Raw genomic sequence first — 14035 nt, 5'->3', positions numbered from 1 at the left:
ATAAGCATTCTCTTTATCTTAGATTCCCCTCACCCAACCCTCTCCCGCTGGAGAGGGCTTTGCGTCGCTTTATCAATTTCAGGTTCTATACAATATTCTTTTAGTAAGTTTTATCTTTCTTTTAATAATTTGGCCGGTATCATCAATGAAATCCCTTAGCCCTTTTCTATTTTTTGCAACGCTGGCAGTCTCCGGCTGTGCAAGTGACGCGACTGTAAAGCCTACAGACGATGCCAAACAACAGCACGCCCATCATCATTCGGCAGAAGCAAAAGGCGCTTGTACGGATGCCAAAGCGTTGCCCTCAAATTTATGCGCAGAAACAATAAGCGCTGCTTTTGACGGCAACGGAGTGTTATGGATTGTTTGGGCAAACAACGATCACGTTTATGTGCAATCATCGGACGATAAGGGCTTAAGCTTTACCGCGCCAATGATGGTCAATTCCGTCGCCGAAAAAATAGAAGCTAAAGGCGAATATCGCCCGAAAATAAAGCTGGATGCCAAGGGCAATATTTATTTGACTTGGACTCAAAAGCTGGAGGGTAAACATAGCGGCCATATCCGCTTTAGCCGTTCGACCGACGACGGACAACATTTTTCCGCGCCGGTTACCGTTAATAATAATCTGGACATCATCAGCCATCGCTTTGACAGCATCGCAATCGGCAAAAACGGCGAGGTTTTTATTGCCTGGCTGGATGCCCGCGATGTCGAAGAAGCTAAAAAAGCCAACAAGAAATTTGAAGGCTCATCTTTATATTACAGTTGGTCTGACGATGGCGGCCAGCATTTTTATCCGAACAAAAGAATCGCCACTCATACCTGCCAGTGCTGCCGTTTGGATACCGCGATAGCGCCGGATAACACGCCGGTCATCACTTGGCGGCATGTTTTTGAAGGCGGCATACGCGACCACGCGCTGGTTAAATTCAACGACTGGAATACTCCCGGCGATACGCACCGTTTAGGCCAGGATAACTGGAAAATCGATGCCTGTCCGCATCACGGCCCAGGTTTGTCGATTTCCGATTCCGGCATTTATCACGCGGTTTGGTTTAGCGGCTCTCCTGCAAACCCCGGCCTGTTTTATGCCTATTCGACCGATGCCGGACAGCATTTTTCCACGCCGGTTAATTTCGCCAAAGAAGGCGCAGGCCATCCGCATGTGCTGGCTTTAGGTTCGCGGGTTAATGTGGTTTGGCAGGAGTTTGACGGCACCAATAATGTTATTAAGCTGATCAAATCAAGCAATAACGGCAAAAGCTGGTCGAAGCCCGAGGTAGTTGCGCAAACAGCCAAGTCCGGTGATCAGCCTTTTCTGGTCAGCGATGGACAGAAGATCTATCTTTCCTGGAAAACTCAGCAGCAGGATTATCAATTAAAGCCTATTGATGAGTAGTGTTAAATACGGTTGACTTAAATGATGCAAAACCCTCTTCATACGCTGGTTCCCAAGCTCCAGCTTGGGAACCCAGGTACGAAGGAAGCTCTAGCTTCGCGAGACTGGAAGCTGGAGCTTGGGGACTAGCAAGTTAACAGTATTGATAACTAAGGGATCTGTTCAAATCATTTGAAAAGCTAATTATGTTACTAAATAAACCCCTGCTTGAAGCCAGGCAACTGGTCGTCAAATATAAAGATTATCGTGCAATTGACGAGCTCGATTTATCGGTTCCGTCAGGTTGCGTTTACGCTTTATTGGGCGGCAATGGCGCGGGGAAAACCTCGACCATCAACACTTTTTTAGGTTTCAATCGGCCGACCGAAGGCAATGTGTTTATCGATGGCGAATCGCCCGAGCAAAATCCTGCAGTAGTTCGCGCCAAGCTGGCGTACCTGCCGGAAAATGTTGCACTTTATGAATACATGAGCGGCTTGGAAAACCTGCGCTTTTTCTGTACGTTGGCCAATATCCGTTTATCCCGCCAACACGCGCACGATCTGCTGGTAAATACCGGATTGCAAGCCGATGCTCATGATCGGCGTGTTTCGACTTACTCAAAGGGCATGCGCCAAAAAGTCGGTTTGGCTATCGCTTCGGCAAAGCACGCGAAAGTCATGCTGCTGGATGAACCGACCTCCGGGCTTGATCCCAGCGCAGCCAATGATTTCGCTCAACGGATACGGGCAGCAGCCGATCTGGGCATGGCGGTGTTAATGGCAACTCACGATCTGTTTAACGCCAAACAGGTCGCCGACCGCATCGGCATCATGAAAGCGGGACGTCTCGTCGAAGAGTTCGATGCGCACACTGTGGCGCATGATGAACTTGAACACAAATATCTGGCGCACGCTCGGGGCTTGCTTTGATTATTGCGATCATCCACAAGGAACTGCTGGCTGTGTTGCGTGACGGTAGATTGCTGGTGTTGGCATTTTCGGTCTTCGCCGTGTTGAGCGGATTTTTTCTGGCGTCCGTTGCCGAACATCGACAAATACAGAAGGAAAAGCAAACCGTGGGCGTAACGGCGAAACAGCAATGGGATACGCAAGGCGTCAAGAATCCGCATGCTGCAGCGCATTTCGGTATTTATGTATTTAAGCCGGATTCGCCGCTGGCATCGATAGATCCCGGATTGAGACAATATACCGGCCAATCGCTCTGGCTCGAGCCGCATAAGCGCAATGGCGCACGCTTCAGTCCGGCAGCCGATCAGGGTTTAGCCAGCCGCTTCGGCCAGGCAACCGCCGGTTTTGTGTTGGTTGCGTTGCTTCCGCTGCTGGTCATTGCGCTGGCCTTCAATGCGGTAACCCAGGAACGGGAGCAAGGCACTTTGCGCATGCTACATAGTCTGGGGGTATCGGCTACTCAACTGTTGCTTGGCAAATTTATCGGCTTGTTGCTGGCTTTTGTTGCGGTATTGATGCCGGCAACGCTTATCGCGGTCATTATTTTGTATCAAAATTTCTACCTTGCCGCTGACGATATACTCAGATTGTTCGCGTTGAGCGGTACTTTTTTTATTTATTATGCGGTTTTCGCGGCCTTGGCAATGTCCATCTCGATCCATTTCAAAAGCAGTCGTTTGGCTTTGTTCACCCTGCTGGCATTCTGGTCGGGCAGTGTGCTGATTGCCCCGCGCTTGGGCGCGGCAGCCGCAGAGATGATGGTTCCGACACCCTCAGCTACGGCGTTCTGGGCGGCGATTAAAAAAGACATTCAGCAAGGCTTGGATAACGATGGCGACCATGAGGCGCGCGAGGCATTGTTTACTGCTCAGGTGTTAAAGCAGTACGGCGTGGAAAGGGCTGAAGACTTGCCGGTAGGCTATACCGCACTCAAGCGCAATTTTAACGACAGTTATTCCGAACGAGTCCATGTCCTGCATTTCGATAGACTGAGCGATGCGTTTAAACGCCAGAGCCGGTTTATCCATATCGCCTCGCTGCTCGGCCCGAGCATCGCGATGCGCTCGATGTCGATGACGCTGTCGGGCATGGATTTGGCGCATCAACGGCATTTTGAGGATGCCGCCGAAAATTATCGCCATTATTTTATCGGCCTGACCGATGACTGGGATCGTGAACGTAGCCACGGTACGGAGCGCGGCGCACAGGGGCATGATTCCGATTGGGGCAGCGTCAAGGCATTCAGTTATGAGTCGCCCTCGGTGGGCTTTGCGCTGCATCAAGCACTGTTCGATCTGCTGGTCTTGTTGGCTTGGCTGATCGCCTCGCTGATGTGGCTGTTGTTTTCCGCAAAGAGGCTGAAGCCATGATCCTAAAAACAGCAATTGATCCACGAAAAACACAAAAAGCACGAAAATATTTAATGGACTATGCAGCTGTAAATTATTCACCAAAGAGTGAGTGGCTTTACCAATATAAGCTGTCGATTTATTTGGTGGCTTTCGTGTTTTTCGCGCCTTTCGTGGACGAATTGATATGAGCTTGTTACAAGCCGAATGGCTGCGCTTCATTCGCAACCCGGTCAATCTGTGGGTTATTGCAGCGTTTTTCACCCTGCTGGCGGCTAGCGCAATATGGTCGGGACTTGCAGCCAGCGAGTTTCGCGCCAAAGCATTGCAGCCGCAGCACCAAACCGGCAACAGCCAAGTGCCCACAGAAATGCACGATGCGCCCGGTACCGGCAAAGGCAGCTATGCATCCAAGTTGGCTGATAATACAACCGTGCGTCTTCCGGCACTTGGCGGTTTGGCATTGAGCGTACGGCAAATGGACCTGCTCGGTTCCGAACTGCGCATATCAACCCGTAGCCGCTATACCGATGGGCGCAACAGCGACCAGTTGTTCAATCCATTACTGCGCGAACTGGGCTTGCTCGATTTTGCGAGCATACTTGCGTTATTTTTGCCGTTGACCGTGATAGCCCTCACTTACGGCCTAGTTCAGGAAGACCGGGAGCGAGGCGTGTGGCGTTTGGTTTGTGCGCAAATGCCTCATCCTTCGTTGTTGGTATTTGCCGCGCTCGCAGTGCGACTGGTCATGGTGCTGATACCTGCCCTCGCAGCATCGTTGCTTGCATTTATGCTGGACTCCGGTTCCACCCTTTACGCGGCAACGCACTGGCTATTTTTTGTCGGGATATTTACCGGAGTGTGGATTACAATTTCCGGGCTGTTTCTGTTGCTGCCTGTTTCATCTGGCGCGGTGGCGGTAGGCTTATTGGGCATGTGGCTGGTCACGACGTTTGCGGTGCCCGCTGGCTTGAGCTGGGGGGCAAACGGCATGCAACCCATGCCTTCGCGGCTTGAAGCAATTGTCGATATTCGTCGTGTTCAGGCGCAAACTTCCAAACAACAAGCCGAATTGCTGTCAACCTGGTATCAGGCGCATCCTGAAACGGCGCCGGCGAAAGAACCACCCCGCGAGATTGCCGGTCTGCCCGCAAATCTGGAGCTTGATAGCAAGGTGCGCACGCTGATGTATCGTTTTGACGGGGTTCGGAAGGCGCATTTTGAGTTTATGGAGCGATGGTCCGCTTTTTCGCCAGGACTTGCCGTCGTATTGACGGCTGACCGTTTGGCGGGTATTGATGCTCCCCGTTATGCCGAATATATTGAAGCGGTCAATCAATTTGAAGACCGGTGGCGAGCTTTTTTTGTCCCCAGAGTTATGGGCAAGCAAAGTATGGCGCCGTCGGATTATCAGCAACTGCCTGTAGTAAAATCTTTGCCGACGGCTGAAACAGTATGGACGGTCATATTGAGGCAGTTGCTGCTAGGCGTTTTTTTGTTGTTGGTATTGATAACTTTGCGCAACCGATTTGGAAGGCCGTAAGACACTGTTTAAACTTGATTAATAATAAATAGTCGCCAAGACATGAAGTGTACTTTATGCTTGCTCATTTTAACGATATAACAAGGTAACTTTATGGAAATTATTTACTTTTTATTGCACTTGCTCAAAGATCCACTGACGACGCTGCAGGATTTTCTGGCGCATTACGAGATGCTTACCTATGTAATTTTGGCGGCGATAATTTTTGTTGAAACCGGCTTAATCGTTATGCCGTTGTTACCCGGCGATTCATTGCTTTTTGCAGTCGGTCTGTTGGCGTCATCAACAGGGAAATTAGATATTCAAATTGTCATTCCGTTGCTCATTAGTGCGGCTTTGCTGGGCGATAATGTTAATCATTTTGTCGGAAAACATTTTAGTAATTTCATCAAATCCCGGGAACAAATATTGTTTGTTAAACGGAAACATATTACCCAAACCGAAGAATTCTACGAAAAACACGGCGGAAAAGCCGTTATTATGGCGCGGTTTGTTCCGATCATCCGCACGATTGCTCCTTTCGTAGCCGGTGCGGGTAGCATGAAATACTTAAAATACATTATCTTTTGCGTTATCGGCGCGACATTATGGGTCACGAGCATAACCTTAACGGGGTATTTTCTCGGCTCAAATGAATGGGTAAAACACAATTTCGAAAAGATTGTTTTAGGCATTGTTTTTGTATCGTTCATGCCAATGGTTTGGCAGTTTGCAAAGATTAAATTGCTGAAACAGCCTCAACCTATTTAAAGTTTTATATTCTGTAATTACTACGATGACCATGCTAAGTAAAATATGGCTTGCGGATAGCCTGAACATAACCGACGTTCAATGTTTAAAAAGATAATATTCCCGATGTTTTTATTCAACAACCACGAAGGCGGCTTGACCGACCGAAATTTAACCTCTTCGGGTAGCGAGGCAAGTCCGATAGTGCAAAAAAAACGATCATTATTTGCAGCCTTAACCGGCGAAGAGTATCCACGCTTTTTTGGTGGATTACTGTTGATTTTAGTGCTGCTGTTGCATGTGTGGGCAGGTCTTTGGTTGTTAAAGCCGACCGACGCCCCCCCAAAACAGCCTTCGCTGGTAATAATGGAGGTATCGCTGGTTTCCGCGCCGACTCCGCAAGTTCCGGTTACACCGCCTGCGCCGCCAAAACCTGAGCCTCCGAAAAAGCAACCCGTCAAAAAGCCGGTTGTAAAAAAAATGCCGGTTATTCCTAAACATGTGGAATTGCCAAAACCGCAGACTATTGCTGAAGAAAAACCGGCAGTTTCGAATACTCCGGTAGCGCCTGTTTCAACACCGCAACCGGTCAGTCGGCCTGCGCCTGCGGTAGTCAGCAACGAACCGAAAATCAGCACCGGCGTCGTTCCGTTGGAACGCGTTCCGCCCAAATATCCTGCGCGCGCTGCTGAACGGCATATCGAGGGCTGGGTTAGAATCGAATTTACTATTACTACTAGCGGCGAAGTCGAAAACGCCGTAGTTGTAGAGGCCGAGCCCCCCGAAGTTTTTGATCAAGCGGCTCTGAAAGCCATTAACCAATGGACATTTAAAGAAAAAATAGTTAACGGCGTTGCCGTTGAGCAGCGCGCAGTCCAAACGCTGCAATTTAAATTAACGAGGTAACTGGTTTGCGCTTTACCAGCTTTGTATTGACCCTTTCAGAACAAATATTCAGCCGGTATGCAGTAAGCTAAAAAACTGCAATCAACCCGATGATTGCATCCACAAATTTCTTTTCATCATTAAAATAAGGAGAGGGGAATGCCCCATCATATATCGCCTACCGTTATTATCGACGGCACTTTATACACTTTGTTGATCTTTTCGATAGCAACATGGACGGTGATTTTATTCAAAATCTGGCAGTTCATAAAAAATAGTTATTACAACCGGGCCTTTAATAAAGCGTTTTGGGATGCAGACAGTCTGGAGCAGGCAAAAAACTTGCCCGCAGATGCAGCCCGAGGACCGGAAGCGCGAATTGCACGGCAAGGGTTTGCATGGATGGATGAAAGCCGGCAGTCAGACGGCAAAAGCCTTAAATACCGAGGCATTCCGGATGAATTGCTGGAACACTCGTTGCTCGTTCAAATGCAGAAAGAGCAGCACTCAATGGAGGGCGGCTTGACGCTGCTTGCCAGTATCGGCAGCACGTCGCCATTCGTCGGCTTGTTCGGTACCGTATTGGGCATCATGCATGCGATGCATGAGATTACTGCAAGCGGTTCAACTAGCCTTGATGTGGTGGCTGGCCCGATCGGCGATGCATTGGTCGCAACCGCAATAGGTATCGCTGTCGCCGTGCCGGCGGTATTGGCCTATAACTTTTTCCTGCGCCGAGTTAAACAGCAGCGCGCCGGCTTGGAAAATTTTGTCGTCAGCTTTATGCACATCGTCTCAGCTGCGGGCGTTAACGGTAAGGAATAGATATGGCTTTTAAACCGCAATCCGAAGACGAAGGAGCGATGAGCGAGATTAACGTCACGCCCCTCGTCGATGTAATGCTGGTGCTGGTAATTATTTTATTAGTGACTGCGCCGTTACTCACCCAATCAGTGCATGTGACTTTGCCGAAAACCGCCGAGACTACGGCGGATACCAAGGAACAACCGTTGCAGCTTGGTATTGATGTCCAGGGCGTTATTACGCTGAATAAGCTCCCGCTTGCCGACCTTGCCGCACTGGAAACAGCTCTAAAGACCGAGCTTTTAAGAAATCCTGAAATCGGCTTGCATTTATACGCAGACCAAGACGTCGTCTATTCGAAAGTCGCCGAACTCATGGCAACTGTACAGCATGCCGGAATCGCTAAAATAGCATTTGTGACTGTGAAGCAGTAGCCCCACCTTCTCATATATAAAACCACGAAGAAACACATCGGAAACTCTAATAATCCGTATTCTTCGTGGTTTGTTAATAATTTGTATACAATCTATATACAAATTCATTCATTGATTAACAGTATCTTTTAATCTAATTTCAGTCGATGCGTATGGGGACGGCGGCAACCCCATAAACTCAAGTATTTATTAATTGCGGGACTAAAGAATTAATATAATATCTTCATAATATAATATCTTCACTTTTAGACTTTTTACGGAAAAAATCCCTATGCCCATAGCTATACTTCCCTTTTCCCCAGTTGGACTCATTGTGCTGAGCATATTTGTTATCGGCTTGATGATGATCATCTTCGAAGTCCAGTTGGCGATGGACAAGTTCAAACCCGCTTTGATGATGATGTCTACAGTAGCCATCATTGGCGCTTACTATTGGCTCAGCGGCGACGATCCTGAACGATTCAAACCCTTGATTGCGATGCAGGCGTCAACTAAAGAATCGCTATTCGCGTTGATCGCCTTTATGGCGTTCATGTGGATGATTGTTGAGATTCTGAACGAACGCAACGTCTTCGCTGCTATGAACCACGCGTTAATGAATAGAGGGTTGGGAGCGAGAGGTTTGTTCTGGGTGATGGGCTTATTGTGTGCGTTGTTGAGTCCCTTCATCAGCAGCTTAACCACCACTATGATTTTCGGTAAATCGATCAGCAATGTTTCAGCAGATTCACGCTATACCCATCTGGTCTTGTGCAATACGATTATTTCATCTAACAGCGGTGTTTGGTTTATCGGCACTTCGACTAGTTTGATGGTGATTCTGGCCGACAAAGTCACCATGACCGATTTGTTGATGTTATTTCCGGCAGCGGTTTTCGGCTGGTTTTTAAGCGCGCTGGTTTTGGATATGTTCTACCTGAAAAAACTTGATACCGATGCACTGCTTAAACCCAACACAACAGCAGAAGGTCTCAAACCGGGCGGACTTAGCCTTGCGTTGGTTTGCGCATCGGCTATTGTCGGAGCAGTGGTGCTGAACATGGTGCTGCATGTCGATATTGAATTCGCACTGGGTAGCGGTTTGGGCCTAGTTGTAATGTACATTTGGGCACTAAGGAGAAGATGTGGCATTGAGATTAATCTGGACATTCAACTACAAAAAGTTGAATGGGCAACTTTAATGTATTACATCGGCATTATCACCGGTATGGCTGCCCTCAATCATGTGGGCTGGCTGTCTTATGTGCGCCAGCTATTCGAAACTCTGGAGCCGACCTGGGTCAACTTTATTTTAGGATTGATATCCAGCTGTATCGACAATAACTTGCTCGAAGCGGCGGCTATTATGGCGAATCCTAACATAGGCGTTGAGCAATGGATGCTGAACGCTATGATGGTAGGCATCGGCGGCAGCTTGACTGTAGTGGGTTCTTCGGCGGGGGTCATGGCTATGTCCATCGACAAAAGCTATACTTTCGCCACTCATTTACGCTTTCTGCCGGCAGTGCTGGTTAACTTCCTCGGCTCTTTCGGTCTTTGGTATCTGCAATTCGAGGTTTTGCATTGGGTATAGCGGCGGGTTAAAGCCAATGGCATCCAGTTGATTCGTTACTAATTTCCCATCTAATTCAATATTTACTATGGCGACAAGCTCTCAAGATGATTCCAAAAAACAAGCAGCCGTTTTAGCCCTAAGCGCTATCGGTGTTGTATTTGGTGATATTGGCACCAGCCCTTTATACGCTGTTAAGGAAATCTTCGGCAGCCATCTGCCGATTGATAAACCGCATGTATTAGGTGTGCTGTCACTGGTTTTTTGGGCATTAACCTTGGTTGTAGCTATCAAATACGCAACGTTTATTATGCGGGTTAACAATAAAGGTGAAGGCGGCATTATGGCGCTGATGACTTTTGCGTTGCAAAGCGCCAGCGATAATCCGAAAAAAACACGCTTTATCGTTACCATTGGTTTACTCGGCGCCGCCTTGTTTTACGGCGACGGCATTATTACCCCCGCAATTTCAGTATTAAGCGCAGTCGAGGGCTTGCAAGTCATTGCTCCATCCTTAGCTCATTATGTATTGCCGATCACCATCACAGTACTCTTCGCGCTTTTTATTTTGCAGGCTAAAGGCACAGGAGCGGTTGGAAAAATGTTTTCACCGATCATGTGTCTTTGGTTCGTTACGCTGGGCAGTCTTGGCGTAGCTAATATTAGTCATGCTCCCGGCGTATTAGCGGCGGTTAACCCTTATTATGCGATTCATTTATTGCTCGAATTGGGATGGCAAAGCTTTTTAATTATGGGAGCGGTGGTATTGGCAATAACCGGCGCTGAAGCGCTTTATGCCGATATGGGGCATTTTGGCCTGAAGCCGATACGCTACGCCTGGTTCGGCTTTGTTTTTCCTGCTTTGTTGCTGAACTATTTTGGCCAAGGGGCATTACTTCTTGAACACCCTGATGCGGTGAAAAATCCGTTCTATTTGCTGGCGCCAACTTGGGCGATGTATCCGCTATTATTTTTGGCAACATTGGCATCTGTTATTGCCTCTCAAGCAGTCATATCCGGCGCGTTCTCGGTCACCAGACAAGCCATACAGCTTGGCTACTGCCCACGTATGAATATTTTGCATACATCGGGCCGGGAAGTGGGACAGGTATATATTCCTGCGATCAATTGGTTATTGATGGTTTCGGTATTTGTGGTGGTATTAAGCTTTCAATCTTCTTCGGCGCTGGCTTCCGCTTATGGCATTGCCGTTACCGGCACGATGATTGTCGATACTATTTTGGTATTTATTGTTATTCAAGAACTTTGGCAATGGAAAAAATTGGCCGGCATTACCTTTTTAACAACATTTCTAACCGTAGACTTTTTATTTCTGTCTTCTAACAGTTTAAAAATACCTACTGGAGGCTGGTTGCCTTTGGTTATTGGAATGGTGCTGTTTTTAATGATGACCACATGGATTCAAGGCCGGGCATTATTGGCGGAACATATGGATGATAGACGGATGCTGTTTGAGGACTTGGAAGATAAAATAATGAATCATCAGGCAGTAACTGTTAAAGGTTCTGCCGTTTATCTGGCGAAAAACCTGCATGGCGTGCCGCAGGTATTTTTACACAACTTTGAGCATAACCATGTATTGCATGAACAAATCATGGTATTAACCATTGTCACTAAAGATGAGCCATATGTTGATGTAGCGCACCGAATCAAAATCCGCACGTTTGGCAAGGATAACAATTTTTACCGGGTTAAACTTTACTATGGTTTCCAGCAAAGTCCTGATGTGAGGCAAGCTTTAGAACAGTGCGCTCAAGAAGGACTAAACATCGACTTCAAGCAGACATCATTTTTTATCGGCAGCGAGCGACTCTCTTTCCGGAAAAAAAGCCTTATGCCAAAATGGCGCAGACCCTTATTCAGGTTTTTGTTTCATAATGCTTCAAGCGCGATAGATTTTTTCAAGGTTCCTGTCGAGCGAGTCATTGAACTGGGTATCCGCATCGAACTTTAGCGATGTAAAAGGCTTGTCTTTTTACCAGATAATCCGATATATGTTTATGCTTGCCAAAGCTATGTTTCTACAAAACGCTGCACAGCCGTCTAACGTAAAATCTTTGCTCACCCCGCTGCTACCGGGTTCAAATTCTCGTCATCATACAGGCGTGATTTCTTCCAGCCGGCAAATTTACTGTCGTAAAATTCAAGATCATTATCAATCGAATATTCATAGCAACTTCTGAACAGCTTGGCGGTACGAAACGCATGCAATTCATCGTCTGCCGTTACTTTATCTACATTGCCAACCTGAAAGGTTTTATTCCTTGATTTGCAGTTACTGACCCAAAAAACGGTATAGCAAAGATAACTTTTATCTTTGCGATGATCATACTTGATAGTTCTTGAAACCCCCGTGACACCGGTAGTGGTTTTATTTTTAGGCGGCTTAAGAAACCGCGTCTTACTGCCTTTTAAAACGGTCAGCATCTGGTCGCGCCAAGTAATTGCCGCTTTCAAAGACTTGCCTTTATTCCCCCATAATTTGTGCGAAAAATAACGACTGCTTTCTTTGCCGCGTCTTACTATCCGCACTTGAAAACCGAATACATCGGGCTCGGTAATGTGTTTATTTTTTGCCATGATCGAATTCCATCAACAAAATAAAAGTAAATGAATTTAACAGCCAAGTTAGGGCGACAGATTTGAAGACCCCCCGTGCTAGAGCATATCTCTGACAGCATTGTAAGCTATTAATGACAAATTATGGCTAAAATTAAAATTAAAGCAAGCTAAAAATAACAACAATTTCGACAATTCCCTACTAAGTTAGTGTACAATTTCATCAATCCACTGTCCCAGTGGCTAACATCAAATTAAAAGCCTTTTGTTTTTTCACTATTTATTGGAGATAATCGATGAGCGTACTAGTCGGTAAACAAGCACCTGATTTTACAGTTCCTGCTGTTCTTGGCGATGGTCAAATAGTTGATTCATTTAATTTTTCTGCTGCCACTCGCGGAAAATATGCGGTAGTTTTTTTCTACCCGTTAGATTTCACCTTCGTTTGCCCTAGTGAATTGATTGCTTTAGATCATCGAATGGATGCATTCAAAAGCCGTAATGTTGAAGTTATTGCCGTATCTATAGACTCTCATTTCACCCACAACGCATGGCGTAATACACCTGTCAATAAAGGCGGCATTGGTCCTGTTCGTTACACAATGGCTGCGGACATATCTCACTCTATTTGCAAAGATTATGATGTTGAAGCCGATGCGCCTGCGGTGGCTTACCGCGGCACTTTCCTGATCGACCGCGACGGCAAGGTTCGTCATCAGGTTGTTAACGATCTGCCTTTAGGTCGCGACATGGATGAATTGCTGCGCATGGTTGACGCCTTACAATTCCACGAAGAGCATGGCGAAGTATGCCCAGCCGGTTGGCAAAAAGGCGATTCCGGTATGAACGCAAACCCAGCCGGTGTTGCGGCATACTTGGAAAAGAATGCTGATAAGCTGTAAGTTGGTTATCGGGTCGGCTTAACCGGTCGACCCGAGCGGTATAAAAAAGGCTTAGGCCATTAAATGTCTAAGCCTTTTTTATTGGCGATAAGAAAGGATTAATTTGGCGGCTATTCCGGTTTGCCTTGGGCGACATCTGGTGCTTCATCAAGAAACTTTCGGTAATTGATTGAAACTTTAAGTCCTGCAAACCGTCCAGACATTCTAATCAGCTCTTGGGTCTTTTTATCGAAGGTGATTTTAACTTCGTTTAAGGCGCGATCTTCATAACCTTCTTCTATATGATGAGTTTCCAATAAAAAACGGTAAATATACACTTCCTGCTCCCCTTCATCTTTGATTTCAAAAGGCTGGCCCAGTTGCGCCACAACGGCCGGTTTTCTGGGCAAATCTTCGGAAATTTTCTCCAGCAATGCCGAGTTGGCTTTGAGCTGCTTCTTCTCTTTGTCGATTTCGGCGCCGCCTATCGAACGTAAAGAAACCTCTAAAAATTTGGCTGGAGCAATTGCCAAAAAAAGTGAAGAAAATGACCAGGCAATTAAGCGATTTTCTTTATTAAAACTTAAATCCGAATAAAACTTTACTTCCGGCTTGATCAGTTTATTGTTGCCGTCAACTTTGCGAAACCAGTATCGCCAGCGTCTACCTTCCGGTATAGGATCATCCTGACTGGCGTACAGCTTGGACAGGGAAACAAAATCCTTGCTGTAAAGAATGGGCTCCTTAAAGTGCAAAGTAAATTCATTGTTGGACACTACAGAAAAGTTGCGATCGAATTCATCCATTTGCAGGTAGACTTGATAGGCCCGAATCCAATACATGCAGCCGGATAATGAGCCAGCCAGCACCAGCAAAAGAACAATGCGAAGACTTCGTTTAATGATTCCGGCTTTCATAGGATTATT

The 14035-nt window shown here is 46.8% G+C and carries 13 protein-coding genes; 11 read left to right on the top strand and 2 right to left on the bottom strand.

The genetic code is table 11. From position 1 onward, the window contains the following. Positions 1-145: 145 nt before the first annotated feature. From EPO18_RS08795 to EPO18_RS08750, 10 genes are all read left to right on the top strand, one after another. Positions 146-1402: a sialidase family protein gene (locus EPO18_RS08795; RefSeq protein ID WP_292432985.1), complete on the top strand. Its 1257-nt coding sequence runs from the start codon at positions 146-148 to the stop codon at positions 1400-1402. 185 nt (positions 1403-1587) lie between these two features. After that, positions 1588-2313, top strand: a complete 726-nt coding sequence (locus EPO18_RS08790; protein WP_292432984.1) for an ABC transporter ATP-binding protein — start codon at positions 1588-1590, stop codon at positions 2311-2313. Then, positions 2310-3722, top strand: a complete 1413-nt coding sequence (locus EPO18_RS08785; protein ID WP_292432983.1) for a DUF3526 domain-containing protein — start codon at positions 2310-2312, stop codon at positions 3720-3722. The genes EPO18_RS08790 and EPO18_RS08785 overlap by 4 nt, the downstream gene beginning before the upstream one ends. 166 nt (positions 3723-3888) lie before the next feature. Continuing rightward, the gene (locus tag EPO18_RS08780) at positions 3889-5244 is read left to right on the top strand and encodes a DUF3526 domain-containing protein (RefSeq protein WP_292432982.1); all 1356 of its coding nucleotides are present in this window, start codon (positions 3889-3891) and stop codon (positions 5242-5244) included. Between the two features lie 93 nt (positions 5245-5337). Next, complete coding sequence (locus EPO18_RS08775; RefSeq protein WP_292432981.1) at positions 5338-5994, top strand: VTT domain-containing protein; 657 nt, start codon at positions 5338-5340, stop codon at positions 5992-5994. A gap of 81 nt (positions 5995-6075) precedes the next feature. Beyond that, complete coding sequence (locus EPO18_RS08770) at positions 6076-6879, top strand: energy transducer TonB (RefSeq protein ID WP_292432980.1); 804 nt, start codon at positions 6076-6078, stop codon at positions 6877-6879. 138 nt (positions 6880-7017) lie between these two features. Continuing rightward, positions 7018-7683 carry a MotA/TolQ/ExbB proton channel family protein gene (locus tag EPO18_RS08765; protein ID WP_292432979.1) on the top strand — a complete coding sequence of 222 codons (666 nt, stop codon included), beginning with the start codon at positions 7018-7020 and terminating at the stop codon, positions 7681-7683. A 2-nt stretch (positions 7684-7685) separates the two neighbouring features. Then, on the top strand, positions 7686-8096 hold the full coding sequence (locus EPO18_RS08760) for an ExbD/TolR family protein (RefSeq protein WP_292432978.1): 411 nt from the start codon (positions 7686-7688) through the stop codon (positions 8094-8096). A gap of 313 nt (positions 8097-8409) precedes the next feature. Beyond that, positions 8410-9669 (top strand): sodium:proton antiporter NhaD, encoded by a 1260-nt coding sequence (gene nhaD / locus EPO18_RS08755; protein ID WP_292432977.1) that lies wholly within the window; start codon positions 8410-8412, stop codon positions 9667-9669. Positions 9670-9736: 67 nt separating this feature from the next. Beyond that, complete coding sequence (locus EPO18_RS08750) at positions 9737-11623, top strand: potassium transporter Kup (RefSeq protein WP_292432976.1); 1887 nt, start codon at positions 9737-9739, stop codon at positions 11621-11623. A gap of 107 nt (positions 11624-11730) precedes the next feature. Here EPO18_RS08750 and EPO18_RS08745 read toward each other — a convergent pair whose 3' ends face one another. Next, positions 11731-12249 carry a hypothetical protein gene (locus EPO18_RS08745; RefSeq protein WP_292432975.1) on the bottom strand — a complete coding sequence of 173 codons (519 nt, stop codon included), beginning with the start codon at positions 12247-12249 and terminating at the stop codon, positions 11731-11733. A 275-nt stretch (positions 12250-12524) separates the two neighbouring features. Between EPO18_RS08745 and EPO18_RS08740 the strand changes: the two genes are divergently transcribed. After that, the gene (locus tag EPO18_RS08740) at positions 12525-13130 is read left to right on the top strand and encodes a peroxiredoxin (RefSeq protein ID WP_292432974.1); all 606 of its coding nucleotides are present in this window, start codon (positions 12525-12527) and stop codon (positions 13128-13130) included. A gap of 110 nt (positions 13131-13240) precedes the next feature. Here the strand turns inward: EPO18_RS08740 and EPO18_RS08735 are convergent, their stop codons facing one another. Then, positions 13241-14026, bottom strand: coding sequence for a hypothetical protein (locus EPO18_RS08735; protein WP_292432973.1), 786 nt, complete (start codon positions 14024-14026; stop codon positions 13241-13243). Between the last annotated feature and the right edge of the window lie 9 nt (positions 14027-14035).

The sequence above is a fragment of the Methylobacter sp. genome (assembly GCF_004322395.1).
In the GTDB taxonomy this organism is placed as follows: Bacteria; Pseudomonadota; Gammaproteobacteria; order Methylococcales; family Methylomonadaceae; genus Methylobacter_A.
The sequence above is the reverse complement of the archived record's forward strand: the minus strand, read 5'-3'. Positions and strand labels throughout refer to the sequence as shown.

Excerpts from the sequence above, each read along its gene's own strand:
- EPO18_RS08750 (WP_292432976.1), top strand. The coding sequence starts at position 9,737 with ATGGCGACAAGCTCTCAAGATGATTCCAAAAAACAAGCAGCCGTTTTA.
- EPO18_RS08760 (WP_292432978.1), top strand. The coding sequence starts at position 7,686 with ATGGCTTTTAAACCGCAATCCGAAGACGAAGGAGCGATGAGCGAGATT.
- EPO18_RS08775 (WP_292432981.1), top strand. The coding sequence starts at position 5,338 with ATGGAAATTATTTACTTTTTATTGCACTTGCTCAAAGATCCACTGACG.
- EPO18_RS08795 (WP_292432985.1), top strand. The coding sequence starts at position 146 with ATGAAATCCCTTAGCCCTTTTCTATTTTTTGCAACGCTGGCAGTCTCC.
- EPO18_RS08765 (WP_292432979.1), top strand. The coding sequence starts at position 7,018 with ATGCCCCATCATATATCGCCTACCGTTATTATCGACGGCACTTTATAC.
- EPO18_RS08780 (WP_292432982.1), top strand. The coding sequence starts at position 3,889 with ATGAGCTTGTTACAAGCCGAATGGCTGCGCTTCATTCGCAACCCGGTC.
- EPO18_RS08770 (WP_292432980.1), top strand. The coding sequence starts at position 6,076 with ATGTTTAAAAAGATAATATTCCCGATGTTTTTATTCAACAACCACGAA.
- EPO18_RS08790 (WP_292432984.1), top strand. The coding sequence starts at position 1,588 with ATGTTACTAAATAAACCCCTGCTTGAAGCCAGGCAACTGGTCGTCAAA.
- EPO18_RS08735 (WP_292432973.1), bottom strand. The coding sequence starts at position 14,026 with ATGAAAGCCGGAATCATTAAACGAAGTCTTCGCATTGTTCTTTTGCTG.
- EPO18_RS08740 (WP_292432974.1), top strand. The coding sequence starts at position 12,525 with ATGAGCGTACTAGTCGGTAAACAAGCACCTGATTTTACAGTTCCTGCT.
- EPO18_RS08745 (WP_292432975.1), bottom strand. The coding sequence starts at position 12,249 with ATGGCAAAAAATAAACACATTACCGAGCCCGATGTATTCGGTTTTCAA.